We start from the raw sequence: 16,044 nt of genomic DNA, 5'->3' as shown, positions 1-16,044 counted from the left end.
CGAGCCGGACCGCGCCGGTGCCGCGCGCCTCGGTGGCCTCGGCCTCGACGGCGTACGTGCCGTCGTCCCGCCGGGACAGGCCTCCCGTGCCCCGGTAGGTGATGGTGTGGCCGCCGATGCGCATCCGCAGCCGCCCGGCGACGGGCTCGGCCCCGGCGTCCCGCTGGAGGCCGGGAACCGCGTCGGCGACCCGCCCGGGGTCGGCCAGCACCTCCCTGAGCCGCTCGGCCGGAACCGGAACGAACACCTCATGCTCCATGTCGACGGAGCCTACCCAGCCCGGGCCGGACGCACCCCCTGTCGGTGCCAAGTGGTCCGGCTCCCGGGGCCCGCTACGGGGCAGGTGGCGGCGTTCAGTAGCGGGGGTGCACCAGCGTCGAGGGGGGCAGGCCCGTGACCCGGGTGCGGGAGACGGCCCGGGCCTGCGCGGTCAGCGTCGCCTGGGTGAGGGTGAGCGGGCGCGGGGCACGGGGGTCCAGCCGCAGGCCGGGGGATGTGCGGGCGGCGAGGACGAAGCCCCGGTCGCGGGGGGTGCCGGCCCGGTCGCCGGGTCCGGCCGCGCGGTAGGGGGCGGTGCGCAGGCCGGCGGCGCGCAGCGTCGACTCGACCGTCCAGAACGCCCGGGGCCGCGAGGAGACGGGCCCGGCGTGCACCACCAGCCGCCCGCCCGGCGCCAGGGCCCGCCGGGCCAGGCCGTAGAACTCCTGGGAGTACGACTTGGCGCCGGCCGTGCCGTCCGGTCCGGGCAGGTCGGAGACGACCACGTCGTAGGCGGCCGGCGGCACCCGGCGCAGCCGGTCGAAGACGTCCGCGGTGCTCACGCGCAACCGCGGGTCTTCGTAAGCGTGCTCGTTGAGCGCCGCCAGGGCGGGATCGCGCCGGGCCAGCCGGATGATCTCCGGGTCGCGTTCGACGACGTCGACCCGGCGGACGTCCGGGTACCGCAGCACCTCGCGGGCGGCCAGGCCGGTGCCGCCGCCGAGGATCAGCACCCGCCGGTGCGGGCCGGCCATCGCCGGGTGGACCAGCGCCTCGTGGTAGCGGCGCTCGTCCCGGCCGCTGATCCGCAGCCGGCCGTCGAGGAACAGCCTCAGCGGGCGGCCGTCCGTGCCGCCGGCCAGCACCACCTCCTGCACACCGGTCTGCCGGGCCACGCGGACGCCGGCGCCGTAGACCGCGTGCCGGGCGGCCCGCTCGAAGTCGTCCACGCAGACGGCGGTCAGGGCGAGCACGGCCAGCACGGCGGCGTTGGCGGCCCGCAGCAGCCGGCGGGCGCGGCGCGACAGATCGCGCCGGAACAGGCCGAGGACCAGGGCGGCGCCGACGACGGTGTTGACGGCGCCGGTGAGCAGCGCGCCGGTGAGCTGGCCGAGGAAGGGCAGCAGCAGGAAGGGGAAGGCGAGCCCTCCGGCCAGGGCGCCCACGTAGTCCGCCGCGAACAGGTCGGCCACCGCGCGGCCCGCGTCCTGGCGGCGGATGCGCTGGATCAGCTCCATCAGCAGCGGCACCTCGGCGCCGATCAGGAGGCCGATGACGAGCGAGAAGACGACCAGGAGGCAGCGGGGGCCGTCGGCCCACAGGCCGCCCCGGTCGCCGGTCCAGGCGAAGACGGCGTACAGGGCCATGGCGCTGCATCCGCCGACGAGGGCGAGGAGGGTCTCGATGGCGCCGAAGCCCGCCGCCGCGTACCGGCGCAGCCGCTTGGCGGCGAGCGAGCCGACGCCCATCGCGAAGACCATCACGGACAGCACGACGGAGGTCTGGGTGACCGAGTCGCCGGCCAAGTAGGCGGCCATGGCGACGAGTTCCAGCTCGTAGACCAGGCCGCAGGCCGCGCAGACGAAGACACCCGCGAGGACCAGGAACCGCCCGGTGCCGTGCCCGACCGGCAGCCGGGCGGGGGGTGTTCCGGTGCCGCCGGGGCCACCCCGGGGCGGCGGCGAGCCGGGTGGGGCGGACGCGTGCGGTTCGATCACACATATAACAGTACGTCACTGGTCGACTACACTGCGCCACTCATGGGTGTGAAAACGACGCCCCGGGGGGCCCCGGGGGACGGCGCGTGCCAGCGTCGCGAAAGCGCGAAAAGGCGCCGGAGCCCGCGCCGTTCAGACCCCGGAGCGGCTGAGCCGCTTGGCCGGCACGCACACGCCCACCCGCGTCCGGGTCGCCACGAGCTGGCCGTCCTGCGGGTAGGCGTGCCAGGTCCGCCAGTGCACATGCCCCTCGTACCGCTGGGCCAGCAGCGCGGTGAAGGCGTTCGGGCTGCCGGGGAAGACACCGGCGAGGCCGTGCGGATGGTCGGAGACCAGGGCCAGCAGCTCCTGGGCACGGCCCGTGAACGACCCCGGCGAGAGCTTCTCCACGCGGGCCGCGAACTCGTACTCCCAGTCGCCCACCCGCTTGGCGACGCCCAGCGGCAGCGGGGTGCTGCTGCCCGGGATGCAGGCGACCGTCTCCGAACAGCTGCCCCGCTCCTCCTCCAGGAGCACCTGGTGGGAAGCGCCCAGAAGTCTCAACTGCACTTTGGCGCCGCTCAGTTCGAGGTCCAGCGTGGCAAGCGCGGGGAGCGGTTCACGCCCCAGGGCCCAGGCGAGGTCGGACGCGCGGGTATCGGTGTAGCAGGTCTTCAGGGTCGTGAGCATGGATCGGCTCCGCAAGCACACAAGGAGAGGACGGTGTGGGTCCTGCGACCCCCGTTCGCGCCGGGGATGCGGGCCCGTCAGCCCGGTCGGCCGGCCAAGAGGGTCCGCAGGAAGTCCGAGGGGCTGCGTGGTGTCTGAGAGGGAATCATGAACTGGGGCGCCGCCACAGCGTTTTTACCCAACGTCCTGGTGTTTCCATCCCTCAGGGGGCCCCGGAGCGCAACTGTTCAACCCGGGCGTACACCTGTGCGGGGCAGCGGGCGCCGGGCGCCCGAACGCCCGCCGGGCGCGGTGCCCGGCGGGCGTTCGCCGTAAAAGCCGCTGCCGCCGCGGGCGCGGCCCCGCGGCGGCAGCGGTGGTTCCCCCTGCGAAGCTCGGCTGCCCCGTGTCAGCCGCCCCCGCCGCCGCATCCACCGCCGCCCCCGCCCCCGCCGCAGGACGAGCCGCCGCCCCCGCAGGAGTGACCCCCCGACGAGCCGCTGTCGGACGACCCGGACGAGCCCCCGCCGTCGCCGGACACGGCTCCCCCGCTCACGACCCACCAGCTGGTGTCACCGCCGCCGGAGCCGCCGCTTCCGCTCGACCGGCGGCGCGCCGCGCTCCGGCCGGCACCGCGGGCGGCCGAGACCGCCGCCCCCACCACGGCGATGACGACCACTGCCAGGATGATGCCGGTGAACATGGCGTCACCCTCCTTCCGTTCTCCCCCGGGCGTTACCCCGGAAGTCCCCCCGAAGCAGCCCCCGTTGGATGCCTCGCTCGGTGCGTGCCCGGGAGATGCCCTCGCCGGACGCGCCCCAAAGCAGAGTTGAGGAACTCCAGAGCTTCGGCGCAGGATGGCCGGCATGACCTCCAGCGCACGCCCCCTCCTCAACCGCCGGCTCGCCGAGTTCGGGACGACGATCTTCGCCGAGATGTCCGCGCTGGCCGTGCGGACCGGCGCGATCAACCTGGGCCAGGGCTTCCCCGACACGGACGGCCCCGAAGAGGTGCGGGAGGCGGCGGTACGGGCGCTGCGCGACGGGCGCGGCAACCAGCCGGGCTGGCAGTGGAACGCGATCTGCTGGTGGTGACCGACGAGGTCTACGAGCACCTGGTCTTCGACGACGCTGAGCACCTGCCGCTGGCGTCCTTCCCCGGGATGCGCGAGCGGACGGTGACGATCGGCTCGGCGGGCGAGACCTTCTCCTTCACAGGCTGGAAGGTCGGCTGAGTCAAGGCTTGCTGACCCACCTATTCAGATTCAGAACGCGCCTCGCTCGCTTCTCCTTCACGAACTCACTGCCAAAAAACCCAAACGTCGTGCACTCATCTACTGGGGTGCTATCTTCGGGCGCGCGCTTGAGAAAATCCCAAACAGTGTGCAGCAGCCATCGCACGGTTTACGTCTTCTACTGTCCTTCCTGAAGCCGGGGATCACGCGGCTCACTCGCCCACTGGGAGATCCCCCTCGACCTCAGGAAGGAACCACGTGCAGCTGAGGCTGATGTATGTGATCATCGCGGTCCTCGCGGCGCTTGTCGTCGCGCTTGCCGGCAGCTTCGTGACCCGCATTGAGGGAGGGCGCCCGGCTGCCGTCCTCAAGACCGGTGCGCTCGCCTTCGCCGGCGCCCTGACGCTCCTCATTGTCGTCATGACTGCATTGGGCGTGGTGGGCTCGTGAGCGGCACGGAGGTCCCACGAGGACGCGCACAGACCCCGTGCCCCTCCTCTCCCGACGAGATGCTCGTGAAGGTGCGCCAGCACCTCACGCAGCTCTCGCGGGTGATGAACACCACCGACGCGACTCGGCTCCTTATCGGCCTGCTCTACCTGAGCCGGGCTTCACGCGTCGCCTCCGACCCGGGTGTACCGACATGGTCGTGGCTGCTGAGTCAGCCGGCGGGGCGGGGCCTGGGACTCCGCTCTGCGGTGACCAAGTGCCTGGTCCACCACCTCCCCGCGATCGAGGATCCGGCCGCCGAAGCGGGCGCCGTGAGTCTCGTACCCGTTCCGCCTCCTGGTTCCGAAGGACCCCTGCACGCGCTCATTCAGGCCATCGGATCCACCCAGCAGGTCGGACCGTTGCTCGACCAGTGCCTGCGGGACCTCTCGTCGGCCCAGGCTGACGGCAGCAACTACTTCACACCCGCGGACATGGCGCGTCTGATGGTCGGCACGGCCGTCCCCCACGATGGGCACAGGGTGCTTGACCCGGCCTGCGGTTCAGGCGGGCTTCTGGTGGAGAGCCACCGCTACGTCCGCGAACGTGTCGGGCTGAACCCGACCATGTCTCTGCGGGGAAGGGAACTGCACGCCCCCACTTCACAGGTGGCCCGCATAAACCTCTCGGTGCGGGGAATTAAGGCCGACATCCTTCCGCCCGGGGACAGCCTGGCGCAGCCCGAACCCGAGCCTTACGACATCGTCCTGGCCAACCCTTCCCTCAACCAGCGGGACTGGGCGCAGGAGGAAGGGATGGAGCAGCACGGCGGCCGGCCGGGCCCCCCCGTCCCTCTCGATCCCCGGTGGCCGGAGGAAGCGCCACCTCGGAGCTCCGCCGACTCCGCGTGGATCCAGCACATCGCTCACGCGCTGGCTCCGGCCGGACGCGCCGTCTTCTTGATGGCCGACCGTGTGGCCGGAAGCCGACAGATCATGCCCAAACGGCTCCGCGAACGACTGTTGCGGGGCGATCTCGTCGAGTGCGTGATCGCCCTACCGCGCCGCGTGTACGGACACTCCCAGGCCCCCGCCTGCCTGTGGGTGATCAATAAGGACAAGAGCGCACGGCCGGGATGGGGCGTCTTGGACCGTCGCGGGCAAGTCCTCTTCATCAACGCGCGTCGGGCCTTCGAACAAGTTCCGCAGTCGAGAGCGCGGAGACTGGGCGACAAGAACACGGCTCTGATCGTGAGCACGCTCGCGGCCTGGCGTGGTCTCCCCGGGAACGGTGCGGCAGCGACGCCGTACAGCGACACGGTCGGATGGTCCCGGAGCTGCTCCGTGAAGGAAATCGCCGACCACGGGTACAGCCTCATGCCGACTTCGTACGTCGTTGAGCCTCCCCGTCCCGAACGGGACACACGGAACCGAATCGATCAGCTCAAGCTCGAACTGACCGAGCAATTTGACCAGATCCGTGACCTGGAACTTCGTTTGCTGGATGCCTTGGAGGAGATCTGATGGAAGCCGAGGCCGACCGGGTCGAGTCCGGCACGACGGTTTGGCGGACAACCTCCATCGAGATCGAGGGGGACCAAAAAATCCGCACCACCTGCGGCTTCGTCGACGACAAGGACGCCGACAAGATCCCGGGAGTCGTCAGTTCGACATTCGTCCGGGACGGCAGGATCCTCGCGATTCCGGTCAACGAATACCGGACAGGCGAATCTCCGCCCTCCCGAGCAACCCTCAGGGAGGACGACCTGGCCGTCGTACTCGTACGACGTGTGGGCGAGTCCGCGCTGGTCACCCCCGAGCACGCGGGATGGACGGCTACTCGGTCCATCGGCATCATCCGGGCGGAACCGCTCATCGTGCGATGGCTGCACATCTGGCTGCAGACGCCCACGGCGAAGGCCCGGATCGACGAGGACGTCACGGCACACGTCGAGCCGACCGTCAGCCTCGGCACCCTCCGGCAGATGCTGTTCCCGCTGCCTCCGCCGGATGTCATCAGCGCCTACCACCGGACTTTCAGCCTCATCGAGGAGACGATCTCCCTCTACCGGGAGACAGCCCGCAAGGCTGTAGCACTGGCAGACGCGCTCCACGACAACTGGGCCTTTTCGAGCAGGCCATGGGAAACACGCTCGCTCGCGAAGGTCGCCAAGCTGAAGACAGGCAAAGGCTCCGAACGCTCGCTTCTTCCGCCACCCGTGGAACCCTCCGCCGATGTGGTTGCCCCCAGAGACCTTTACGACCTCCCCGTCCCTCATGTCCCGAGGTTCCGTCTGAGTGGCCCGGCCGAGGCCGACGAGTCGCATCCGTCCGGCACCATCATGTTGAGCACTCGTTCCGACGGCGCACACATCGCCGTGCTGAACAGGCCGGCGACACCACTCAGGAGCGTCGTTGCCATTCGACCCGCCGAGGACGAAGACCGCTGGTGGCTTCTGCACGAGCTGAGAAGTCGAAGCGGCGACATCGCCGGATTGGCACAAGGCCAGAACAGCCGGGAGATCTCAGCCCTTGCCCTGAGACGCTTGGAGATCACCTGGCCGGACCGGTTCTCACGCGCCGAATTCCATACGGCGGCAGGGCCCCTGCACGAGGCGGCGCAACTCCTGGTCTCCAGGATCGCGACACTGCACGACCTGCGGAACGCGTTGCTGCGCGACATCTCGGCAAAGATCGGCATCCTCCGGGAGCCGACCACGAAGTCGGCAGAGCAGGGCACCGGCGCCCCTTACTCCGCCGAGATCCCCGCGCCCCGCGTCGGCAGGACCGGCCATGAGTCAGGATGGCCCCCGGAGTATCGACGGGCACACGAGTGAGGACGGTGGAGACGTGAGCACCAGGCCGCTGCTGAACCGCAGGCTGGACGGACTCGGGACGACAATCTTCGCGGAGATGTCGGCGCTGGCGTCCGCGACGGGCGCGATCAACCTGGGCCAGGGCTTCCCCGACACCGACGGCCCCGAGGAGATCCGCGAGGCCGCCGTCCGCGCCCTGCGGAAGGGCAAGGGCAACCAGTACCCGCCCGGCCCAGGCGTCCCGGAACTGCGCGCCGCGATCTCCGAACACCAGCAGCGCTTCTACGGCCTCTCCTTCGACCCCGACACCGAGGTCCTGGTCACCGCCGGCGCCACCGAGGCCATCGCCGCTGCCATGCTGGCACTCCTCGAGCCGGGCGACGAGGTGATCGCCTTCGAACCCTTCTACGATTCCTACACCGCCTGCATTGCCATGGCCGGCGCGAAGCGCGTACCGCTCACCCTGCGCACCCCGTCTTTCCGCCCTGACCTGGACGAGCTGCGGTCCAAGATCACCCCGCAGACCCGTCTCCTGCTCCTCAACACCCCCCACAACCCGACCGGAATGGTCCTCACCGCCGAAGAGCAGAGCACCATCGCCGCACTCGCCGTCGAACACGACCTGCTCGTGGTCACCGACGAGGTGTACGAACATTTGGTCTACGAGGGCACGCACCGCCCCATCGCGACCCTGCCGGGCATGCGTGAGCGCACCGTCTCCATCTCCTCCGCCGGCAAGACCTTCTCCTTCACCGGTTGGAAGGTTGGCTGGGTCATGGCTGACGGCCCGCTCGTCTCCGCCGTACGGACGGCCAAGCAGTACCTGACTTACGTCAGTGCGGGGCCCTTCCAGTACGCGATCGCCGAAGCACTGCGCCTGCCGGACGCGTACTTCGACAGCTTCCGCGCCGACCTCCGCCGCAAGCGCGACCTGCTCGGCGACGGCCTGCGGGCGGCCGGGTTCGAGGTCTACCAGCCCCAGGGCACGTACTTCATCACCACCGACATCACGCCCTTCGGCGGGAAGGACGCCTACGCCTTCTGCCGCGCTCTCCCCGAACGCTGCGGCGTCATCGCCATCCCCAACTCCGTCTTCTACGACGACCCCGGCGCCGGCCGCAGCCAGGTGCGCTTCACCTTCTGCAAGAGGGATGACGTTCTCGGCGAGGCTGCCAGTCGGCTGCGACACCTGGCGTCCTGAGCTCACGCCCCTTTTAGGCCGCACCGCGCACAGGGCGTGTTCTCCGGTCTGAGTGAGCCCTCGGGGCGACATCGTCCGCTGCACGTCAGGGAAAGGTTGGATCTCGCCAACGGTGAGGACAGCCGCGATCAGCGGCACTACTTTCCATGTGGTGACAGCTGCGGAAAGGATGACAGCGGACGAGGCGTGCCGAGCGTTGGTTATACCTGCCTTCGCGGATTCCGGATGGACCAGTGATCAGTTTCGCCCGTAGTTCCGCATCACCGAGGGGCGGCCACACCCACGCCGAAGTGGCACGTCTACGGCGACCCTCTGGTTGCCCGCTATGTGCTGGACTACGCGCCGGACGTCCCCATCGGGGTTGTCGAGGCCCAAGCGCTACCGCGTCGATGCCAACGACGGCGTGGAGCAGGCTCGTCGGTACGCCGCGAAGCTCGGGCTGCCCTTCGCCGGCGAGCCGGGGACCGGCACAATCGTCGGTTCCGGGCTGGCGGATTGGCGCCTGCGGCCTGTCGCGCTCACTGAGCATGCCCCCGTATGCCGTGGTCCTTGGAAGAGTGTTCACTGTGCGCGCTAGGGAGCAGCACTGACAGACAGACGTGCTCGGGACCGGATCGGCACGGATGCTTCGGCACTGTCGTACCCAGCAGAGCTCACTCTCGCGGCGGCCGGACGCTGGCGGCCTTCAGGAGGACGGGAGACCTTTACGCACGGTTCTGTGGGACCCCCCGGGGGGGTTGAAATTCCCCGGGTCACCTGGCAGGGGTCACCCCCAACACTCTTTCCAAGTCTTCGCATGGGGGTCCGTAGAGAGACGGGACAGTCCTGACCTGCGGTAGAAAAGGTGCTGGTAGAGCTTTCGGACGCCGCTGGACTCGGGTGAATGAGACCAAAACTGAGACCATAGACGTCCCTGTTTACCCTGTCAGCAGCGGCGTGGGGACCGCATGGGCATCGAGCCCCCGGGGCGTTGTCAGTGCCTCCCAATAGCATGCGCCGCCATGAGCATGAGTAGGCGCAGGGAGTGCGAGTTTGCCGGATGCGGCCGGGAGGCAAACCGCGGGGTGCTCTGCCAGAGCCACTACAACCAAAAGCGCCAGGGCAAGCAACTGGCCCCTCTCCAAACTCGCAACGCCTGGAGGGGGTGCGACTTCGAGGGGTGCGAGCGTCCACACCTCGCGAAAGGCTACTGCAAGGGGCACTACGACCAGATTCGGAGAGGGCACGACCTGCGTCCGCTGGTAAACAAGGGCATGAGTGGAACCTGCGGGTTCACCGGCTGCGATAGGCCGCACCAGGCTCGGGGGCTCTGCACTGCGCACTATCAGCAGCTCAGGAAGGGGGCGGTACTCACTCCCCTGTACGACTGGGTGATCAAGCCCGAGGCCAAGTGCGTGGCGATGACAGGGTGCGAGCACGCCGTGTACAGCGGTGGCCTGTGCAGGACACACAGTGACCAGCGGCGCCGCAGGGTGCCGTTCGCCATTCTTCCTGCCCCTGTCCGCAGGGAATACCAGTGCCGGGGTCCGGAGTGTGCAAGGGGGCGTGAAGATGCGGAAGGATTATGCCGATCGCATGCACTGATGCAGAGACGGGGTCAACCGCTCACCCCCCTTGTGCTCAGGACTCCGCCCGACGTGGGCCGACAGCTCATAGACCGAGGCGTCTACTGGTGTACTTCGTGTCAGCAGGAACTCCCGCTTACTCACTTCGGAACCGATGCCCGGCGAGGTGGCCTGCCCCGGGGTAACTGCAAGCTGTGTCAGGGGATCGTGACCCGAGCCAGTAAGCACAAGCGATCGTTCTTGGACGTGCATCTCCTTTTCGAGTATCAGGGGTACAAGTGCGCGATTTGCCCGGTGGTGCATGCACACGGAGATGGCCTGCATCTTGATCACGACCATGAGTGTTGCCCCGACAAGGGTGAGTCCTGCGGCCAATGCATCAGGGGACTGCTGTGCTGGGGATGCAACGGGGGTGTACTTCCGTGGTACGAGCGCATCCGCGGTCAAGCGCCCCCGTATCCGCCGCTGGAGTCGTACCTGAGTGATCCTCCAGCAGCAGCACTTGGGCTACTGTAACGACGGCCCCATCCGGTAGCGAGTAAGGCCGAAAACGTCGGTGTGGGGAAAAGGGCGAGTGGTCCGGGGTACAGGTCCCGCGTCGGTACCCTGGAGCGCATGTCTACTGTCCCGGTTCGCGTTCGTTTCGCCCCGTCCCCGACCGGCATGTTCCATGTCGGTGGTGCACGGTCCGCTCTGTACAACTGGGCGGTGGCGCGACAGTCCGGTGGCAGGTTCGTCCTGCGAATCGAGGACACCGACGCGGCCCGGAACAAGCCGGAGTGGACCGAGGGCATCATCAGCGCGCTCGCGGCGATCGGCATTCATGGCGAGGACCCGGCCTTTGAGGGGCCGTACTTCCAGTCGCACAACGCCGACCGGCACCGGGAAGCGGCTCAGCAGCTCTTCGCGGCCGGCCGGGCGTACTACTGCGACTGCACCCGGGAGCAGCTGAAGGAGCGCACGGGGTCGGAGCACCTCGGGTACGACGGGTTCTGCCGGGACCGGAGGCTGGCCTTCGAGGAGGGGCGGGCGCTGCGGTTCCGGACGCCGGACGAGGGGGAGACCGTCGTGGTCGACCTGGTCCGCGGGGAGCCGGCGTTCCCGAACAGCGCGATCGAGGACTTCGTGATCGCCCGTGGCGACGGGTCCCCCGTCTTTCTGATCGCCAACGTCGTGGACGACATGGATGAGGGAATCACTCAGGTCATCCGGGGCGAGGAGCACCTGTCGAACACGCCGAAGCAGCAGCTGCTGTGGGAGGCGCTCGGTGCCGAGCCGCCCGTGTGGGCGCATCTGCCGGTGATCGTGAACGAGAAGCGGCAGAAGCTGTCGAAGCGCCGGGACAAGGTGGCGCTGGAGGACTACCTCGCCGAGGGGTTCCTGCCCGAGGCGATGGTGAACTACCTCATGCTGCTCGGCTGGGGCCCGGGTGACGACCGGGAGATCAGGCCGTACGAGGAGCTGGAGCGGCTCTTCCGGATCGAGGACGTGAACACCGCTCCGGCCTTCTTCGACGTGAAGAAGCTGACGGCGTTCAACGGCGAGTACATCCGCGCCCTGTCGCCGGAGCAGTTCGCCGCCGCCTGCGCACCGTGGCTCGTCGCCCCGTACGCACCGTGGCGGCCGGAGGCGTTCGACAAGGGCGTCTTCGAGGCGGCGGCTTCCCTGGCCCAGACCCGGCTGGCGCTGCTTTCCGAGATCACCGGCTATGTGGACTTCCTGTTCCTCGACGAGCCGGTCGAGGACGAGGCGTCGTGGAACAAGGCGATGAAGGCGGGCGCTGGCGACATCCTGTCGGACGCCCGCGCCGAGCTGGCCGACGTCGCGGACTGGAAGGCGGACGACCTGAAGGCCGTCCTGCTCGCCGTCGGGGAGAAGCACGGGCTGAAGCTGGGCAAGGTCCAGGCGCCCATCCGGGTCGCGGTCACCGGCCGGACGATCGGACTCCCGCTGTTCGAGTCCATGGAGCTGCTCGGCCGGGACCGCGTGCTGGCCCGCTTGGACGCCGCCGGCAAGAAGCTGGCCGCGCAGGCGTAGCCGCTGGTCAGGCGACCTGCGCCAGGAGGTTGCCCCAGGCGTCGCCGAAGTAGTTCAGGTCGAACCGGGCCAGGGCCTCGTACGCCGCCTTGGCCTCGGTGCGGCGTGCCGCCGCGCGCTCCCGGACCTGTACCGGGAGGCGGCGGAGGTCCGGGGCCGGCTGGCCGGTCAGTGCGGCGAGGTCGCCCAGGCCGGCCACCGGGCGGATGAGGCAGGGCAGACCGAGGAGTAGAGCCTCGGCGGCGCAGCGGCTCCAGCCCTCCCGCATACGGGGGAGGAAGACGCCGACGTCACAGGCGCGCAGCAGACGCAGGTACCGCTCGCGCTCGACGTCGTAGTGCGCGCTGTCCAGGTCGATGGTGTTGCTGCCGCTGGTGATCACCCGCAGTCCGGGAACGCCGGCCAGAGCCGCCGAGACCTCCTCGGTCCCCTTCCAGTGCACGGCCTTGCCCGCGTACACGCCGATCACGTCGGGTGGCAGGCCGAACTCGGCACGGCACTCGGCCCGGTCGTAACCGCGTGCCTGCTCGACCTCGGCCATGTCGAAGGCGTTGTAGATCACCCGTACGTTGCGGACGCCGCGGGCGCGGAGCTGGTCGGCCCAGTACGGGGCGACGCACACGACGGCGGCGCACTGCGGCAGAACGCGGAACAGCCGCTCCCAGAGCATGGCCTCGATGGGGGCGGAGTCATGTTGGAGCGGCTCGTAGTGGTGCAGGAGGAACACCGTGCGGGCGCACATCTCGGGCGTGAACAGCAGCGGGCTCAGGTCGTCCCACACGAAGGTGCCGGTGGTGCCGTGCAGCGCCCGTATGGAAGGGGCCAGGCGGGCGAGGTGGCGGAGCTTGCGCCAGCGGCGGACCCGGTAGGTCCGCTTGTGGTCCGGGACGGTGCGCCATTCCACGTCGTCGGCCGTCACCTCGTGGAGCATTCGTAGGTAGACCCGGCCGCCGGTCCGGCCGACCGGCTCCATCGAGTAGACGACCCGTTTCACGGACGTACCTCCTGTATGTGGTGGACGTACTCGGCGTGCAGGCGCGCGTGCATGGTCTCCAGATGGGGGTCGAGGTCGCTGGCGGCGTCGGCGAGGGGGATGTGGAAATCGCCCAAGGTCTGGAGGAACCGTCGGCGTCGGTCGAAGTTCGGGGACGCGGCGAGGTCGCGCAGGTTGTGCAGGCGGTCGGCGAGCCGGACGAGGAGGTCCTCAGGCGGGAGCGCGGCTTGCTTCGCGCGCCAGCGGGTCTCGTCGCCGACGGACTTGGGGCGCTGTTCGAGGCGATGGTCGGCCGTCATGGCACGCAGGCGGGCGGTGAACGGGCCGCCGAGGTGGTGGACGAGCAGTGCTTCCGACTCGGGCGCTACCTCCAAAGCGTCATGGAGGAGGGCGAGGAGGAGGGTCTCGGGGTGACGGACGCTGATCTCCGTTCGCAGGAGCCTGACGACGGCCAGCGGGTGCGCCAGGTATGGGGTGCCCTGGTCGCGGGTGTGGCCGTCGTAGACCGTGAGAGCGAGGCCGGCGGCCACGCGGGCTCGGGACTGCTCGTCCGGGCTCCACGCGGCGGCACCGAGCACGGTCAGGACGTGGTCGAGATCGATGGGGTCCATCCGCCTCACCTCGTACGAAGGGTCGCGGCACGGGGGTCGGGGACGTGGTCGGCGAATAACAGCGTGTCCCCGACGGCGAGGGCGTCGAGGCGCAGGTCCACCGCGGCTGCCACTGCTTGCTCAGCGGTCCGCAGGATCGGGGTGCCTTTGCGGTTGAAGGATGTGTTCAGCAGTAGCGGCAGTCCGGTGAGGTCGCGGAACTGCTCAAGGAGGTCGCGCAGGCCCTGGTGGTTGGCGGCGACGGACTGGACGCGGGCGGTGCCGTCGTGGTGGGTGACGGCGGCGATGCGGTCGGCTCGGCACCGTCGGACGGTGGCGACGCGGTTCATGAAGGGGTCGCCCGCAGACATGAACCATTCCGTGGCGTGCTCGGCGAGGACGGCTGGCGCGAACGGGCGGTACGCGGCTCGCTTCTTGATCGCGTTGAGTCGGTCCCGTGTGGCGGCGTGACCGGGGTGGGCGAGGATCGAGCGATGGCCGAGGGCACGCGGCCCGAATTCGAGCTGTCCCTGCACCCAGCCGACGATGCGGTGCTCGGCGAGCAGTGCCGCCACTGTGGGTGCCAGTCCGGGCCCGAGGTGGGGCAAGGCGTGGTAGCCGGACGGCACCGTTGCCGTCGGCAGTGCGCCCGGATCGGGGCCCCAAGCCGCGTCGGTCGGCACTGGCACGCGCTCCTGCCCGAGCTGATAGTGCCAGCCGTAGAGCGCTGCGCCCACGGCTGTGCCGGCGTCGTGCGGGGCCGGTGCGACGAAGAGGGTGTCGAAGCCGCTCTCGGCGGCCAGTCGGCCGTTGAGGTGCGAGTTCAGGGCGCATCCGCCCGAGAACACCAACGCTGAGGTTCGAGCGAGTCGTTGCAGGTGGCGGGCGATGTGGACGACCGATTCGGCGAAGACCTCCTGGACGGCGGCGGCCAGGTCGGCACGCTTGTGCTCCGGCTGTTCCGCGACATTGTCGGCGGTCCAGGCCCGGCCATCGAGCAGCAGCGGTGTGCTGCTGTCCGCTGCACCCCACGGGTGATCGATGCGGATCTCGCCCTCGTCGCCGAGCTGGACCAGTTCGCGGATGTGCGGTCCGTAGCGCTGCGGATCGCCGAAGGCCGCGAGCGCCATCATGCTGCCCTCGGGCTCATCGCCGGGCGGGATCACTCGCCGGGCGAGGTTCCGGTAAAAGTGCCCGAGGGAGGAGTGGACGCGCCGGGGTCCGACCGGGCCCGGCACGACGGCCGGCATGCCCTGGTGGAGGCGGTCGATGCGATCGGGCCACAGGTCGTACCCCGTGATGCGCTCCCGGCCCGGGCCGAAGTCGGCGCCCAGGGAGGAGCCGCCGGCGTCGATGACCAAGCCCGCGGCGTGCTCGTGCCCGGAGAGCAGGTAGCCGGAGAGCACGTGGGCCGTGTGGTGGGAGAGGAGGCGGAGGTGTTCGCCGAGCGGGGCGGGCAGGAGAGCGGCGAGTTCCTCCCGCTCCTCGGACAGCCACCACCCGGCCGCGGGGTTGGGACGCATGGAGGCCACCCAGACGGCGTCCACGTCCTCCGGTTCGATGCCGGCGGCCTCCAGGCACCACTGGAGCGCGCGGGTCGGCGCGGTGAGCGTGCCCTTGCGGGTGGGGTGGTTGTGCTTGACGCCGCTCCAGCGCTCCTCTTCGGCCGCGTAGAGGCGGCCGTCGAGGACCAACGCGGCGGCCGTGTCGTGGTGGAAGTTCAGTCCGAGGACTGTAGGCATGCTGGTGTACCTCCCGGTCAGACGGTGAGGGCGGGGACGAGTGCGGCGCCGGAGTCGGTGTACTCGTGGCAGCGCAGGCAGAACCGGAAGTGGTGCCCGCGGGGAGCGAACACCTTGGCCGCGAAGTCCTCGTCCCAGACGCTGAACTCGCTGTCGACCTTGGCCATCGCGTTGAAGCAGCGGTAGCAGGACCCGTCCATCTCGATCATCAGGTGCTGGTCGAGGTAGCGGTCGCAGAGGCCGCGCAGCTCGTTCGCGGGCTGGCCGACGTCGACGTGGTGCACGTGGTTGGTGACGTGGATGGCGCCGTACTTCTCGCACAGTGTCCCGAGCTGCGTGAGCCGGGTGGGACTGATGCCTTCCAGGACACTGTTGACGACCACGGTCTTGCCGGCTTCGCGGAGGCGGGGCACGACGGCGTGCACCTCGTCGTAGTTCCCGTGTTCGTCGTCGCAGCCGATGAGGATCTGGTCGTAGAAGCGGAGGGTCGCGTCCATGATCGGCTGGTTGCGAGCCAGGGTGATGGCGTTCGTGCCCAGAACCATGACCTTGTCCGGCAGCCGCGTGCGGGCGGCGTCGCTGAGTGCCGGGAAGCTCCGGTGCACGGTGGGTTCGCCGCCGTTGATGTGCAGCTGCTGGAAGGGAATGGTCTCCAGCCGGGTCAGGATGGTGGAGAACAGTTCCAGGGACATGTTCTCGCCCTGGGCGCCGTCGGCGAAGATGCAGAAGTCGCAGTGCCGGTTGCACTTCGTGGTGATCTTGACCTTTGCCGTCTTCAGGGTGCGGGGCACCGGCGCACGCGCGGTCATGGCG

At 69.5% G+C, this 16,044-nt stretch carries 14 protein-coding genes and 2 pseudogenes; 7 read left to right on the top strand and 9 right to left on the bottom strand.

What is annotated here, in order from left to right:
• From AB0L74_RS07360 to AB0L74_RS07345, 4 genes and pseudogenes are all read right to left on the bottom strand, one after another.
• Positions 1-259, bottom strand: a pseudogene (locus AB0L74_RS07360) (carbon monoxide dehydrogenase subunit G); the annotation flags it as partial.
• A 94-nt stretch (positions 260-353) separates the two neighbouring features.
• Positions 354-1,976, bottom strand: a complete 1,623-nt coding sequence (locus AB0L74_RS07355; protein ID WP_365646700.1) for a polyamine aminopropyltransferase — start codon at positions 1,974-1,976, stop codon at positions 354-356.
• Between the two features lie 132 nt (positions 1,977-2,108).
• A complete protein-coding gene (locus AB0L74_RS07350) occupies positions 2,109-2,645 on the bottom strand; it encodes a DUF2617 family protein (protein ID WP_365646697.1) in 537 nt (178 codons plus the stop codon).
• A gap of 388 nt (positions 2,646-3,033) precedes the next feature.
• On the bottom strand, positions 3,034-3,327 hold the full coding sequence (locus tag AB0L74_RS07345; RefSeq protein ID WP_365646695.1) for a hypothetical protein: 294 nt from the start codon (positions 3,325-3,327) through the stop codon (positions 3,034-3,036).
• 154 nt (positions 3,328-3,481) lie between these two features.
• Between AB0L74_RS07345 and AB0L74_RS07340 the strand changes: the two are divergent.
• Both AB0L74_RS07340 and AB0L74_RS07335 read left to right on the top strand, forming a co-directional pair.
• A pseudogene (locus tag AB0L74_RS07340) lies at positions 3,482-3,855 on the top strand (aminotransferase class I/II-fold pyridoxal phosphate-dependent enzyme); the annotation flags it as partial.
• 261 nt (positions 3,856-4,116) lie between these two features.
• Positions 4,117-4,308, top strand: coding sequence for a hypothetical protein (locus AB0L74_RS07335; protein WP_365646692.1), 192 nt, complete (start codon positions 4,117-4,119; stop codon positions 4,306-4,308).
• On the opposite strand, the gene AB0L74_RS07330 is transcribed toward AB0L74_RS07335, so the two are convergent.
• On the bottom strand, positions 4,277-4,396 hold the full coding sequence (locus AB0L74_RS07330) for a hypothetical protein (protein ID WP_365646736.1): 120 nt from the start codon (positions 4,394-4,396) through the stop codon (positions 4,277-4,279). The two genes, AB0L74_RS07335 and AB0L74_RS07330, sit on opposite strands and share 32 nt — an antisense overlap.
• Between AB0L74_RS07330 and AB0L74_RS07325 the strand changes: the two genes are divergently transcribed.
• The 5 genes from AB0L74_RS07325 to gltX all read left to right on the top strand — a co-directional run bounded on the left by AB0L74_RS07325 (position 4,380) and on the right by gltX (position 11,905).
• On the top strand, positions 4,380-5,810 hold the full coding sequence (locus AB0L74_RS07325; RefSeq protein ID WP_365646689.1) for an N-6 DNA methylase: 1,431 nt from the start codon (positions 4,380-4,382) through the stop codon (positions 5,808-5,810). The genes AB0L74_RS07330 and AB0L74_RS07325 overlap by 17 nt on opposite strands.
• Positions 5,810-7,123 (top strand): hypothetical protein, encoded by a 1,314-nt coding sequence (locus tag AB0L74_RS07320; RefSeq protein WP_365646686.1) that lies wholly within the window; start codon positions 5,810-5,812, stop codon positions 7,121-7,123. Before AB0L74_RS07325 ends, AB0L74_RS07320 begins: the two co-directional genes overlap by 1 nt.
• A gap of 13 nt (positions 7,124-7,136) precedes the next feature.
• Entirely contained in the window at positions 7,137-8,303 is a 1,167-nt protein-coding gene (locus AB0L74_RS07315) for a pyridoxal phosphate-dependent aminotransferase (RefSeq protein WP_365646683.1), read from the top strand.
• A gap of 947 nt (positions 8,304-9,250) precedes the next feature.
• Complete coding sequence (locus tag AB0L74_RS07310; RefSeq protein WP_365646680.1) at positions 9,251-10,384, top strand: endonuclease domain-containing protein; 1,134 nt, start codon at positions 9,251-9,253, stop codon at positions 10,382-10,384.
• A gap of 147 nt (positions 10,385-10,531) precedes the next feature.
• Positions 10,532-11,905 (top strand): glutamate--tRNA ligase, encoded by a 1,374-nt coding sequence (gene gltX, locus AB0L74_RS07305; protein WP_365646733.1) that lies wholly within the window; start codon positions 10,532-10,534, stop codon positions 11,903-11,905.
• A gap of 7 nt (positions 11,906-11,912) precedes the next feature.
• Here gltX and AB0L74_RS07300 read toward each other — a convergent pair whose 3' ends face one another.
• The 4 genes from AB0L74_RS07300 to AB0L74_RS07285 are packed head-to-tail and all read right to left on the bottom strand — an operon-like array spanning position 11,913 to position 16,040.
• Positions 11,913-12,899: a glycosyltransferase gene (locus AB0L74_RS07300; RefSeq protein ID WP_365646678.1), complete on the bottom strand. Its 987-nt coding sequence runs from the start codon at positions 12,897-12,899 to the stop codon at positions 11,913-11,915.
• Positions 12,896-13,510 carry an HD domain-containing protein gene (locus tag AB0L74_RS07295; protein ID WP_365646675.1) on the bottom strand — a complete coding sequence of 205 codons (615 nt, stop codon included), beginning with the start codon at positions 13,508-13,510 and terminating at the stop codon, positions 12,896-12,898. The genes AB0L74_RS07300 and AB0L74_RS07295 overlap by 4 nt, the downstream gene beginning before the upstream one ends.
• Before the next feature lie 5 nt (positions 13,511-13,515).
• Complete coding sequence (locus tag AB0L74_RS07290) at positions 13,516-15,231, bottom strand: carbamoyltransferase C-terminal domain-containing protein (RefSeq protein WP_365646672.1); 1,716 nt, start codon at positions 15,229-15,231, stop codon at positions 13,516-13,518.
• Between the two features lie 17 nt (positions 15,232-15,248).
• Positions 15,249-16,040, bottom strand: coding sequence for a radical SAM protein (locus AB0L74_RS07285; protein WP_365646669.1), 792 nt, complete (start codon positions 16,038-16,040; stop codon positions 15,249-15,251).
• Between the last annotated feature and the right edge of the window lie 4 nt (positions 16,041-16,044).

This window comes from Streptomyces sp. NPDC052020 (assembly GCF_040680575.1).
Classification (GTDB): Bacteria; Actinomycetota; Actinomycetes; order Streptomycetales; family Streptomycetaceae; genus Streptomyces.
The sequence above is the reverse complement of the archived record's forward strand: the minus strand, read 5'-3'. Positions and strand labels throughout refer to the sequence as shown.

Excerpts from the sequence above, each read along its gene's own strand:
- AB0L74_RS07350 (WP_365646697.1), bottom strand. The coding sequence starts at position 2,645 with ATGCTCACGACCCTGAAGACCTGCTACACCGATACCCGCGCGTCCGAC.
- AB0L74_RS07290 (WP_365646672.1), bottom strand. The coding sequence starts at position 15,231 with ATGCCTACAGTCCTCGGACTGAACTTCCACCACGACACGGCCGCCGCG.
- AB0L74_RS07310 (WP_365646680.1), top strand. The coding sequence starts at position 9,251 with ATGGGCATCGAGCCCCCGGGGCGTTGTCAGTGCCTCCCAATAGCATGC.
- AB0L74_RS07285 (WP_365646669.1), bottom strand. The coding sequence starts at position 16,040 with ATGACCGCGCGTGCGCCGGTGCCCCGCACCCTGAAGACGGCAAAGGTC.
- gltX (WP_365646733.1), top strand. The coding sequence starts at position 10,532 with ATGTTCCATGTCGGTGGTGCACGGTCCGCTCTGTACAACTGGGCGGTG.
- AB0L74_RS07295 (WP_365646675.1), bottom strand. The coding sequence starts at position 13,510 with ATGGACCCCATCGATCTCGACCACGTCCTGACCGTGCTCGGTGCCGCC.
- AB0L74_RS07320 (WP_365646686.1), top strand. The coding sequence starts at position 5,810 with ATGGAAGCCGAGGCCGACCGGGTCGAGTCCGGCACGACGGTTTGGCGG.
- AB0L74_RS07345 (WP_365646695.1), bottom strand. The coding sequence starts at position 3,327 with ATGTTCACCGGCATCATCCTGGCAGTGGTCGTCATCGCCGTGGTGGGG.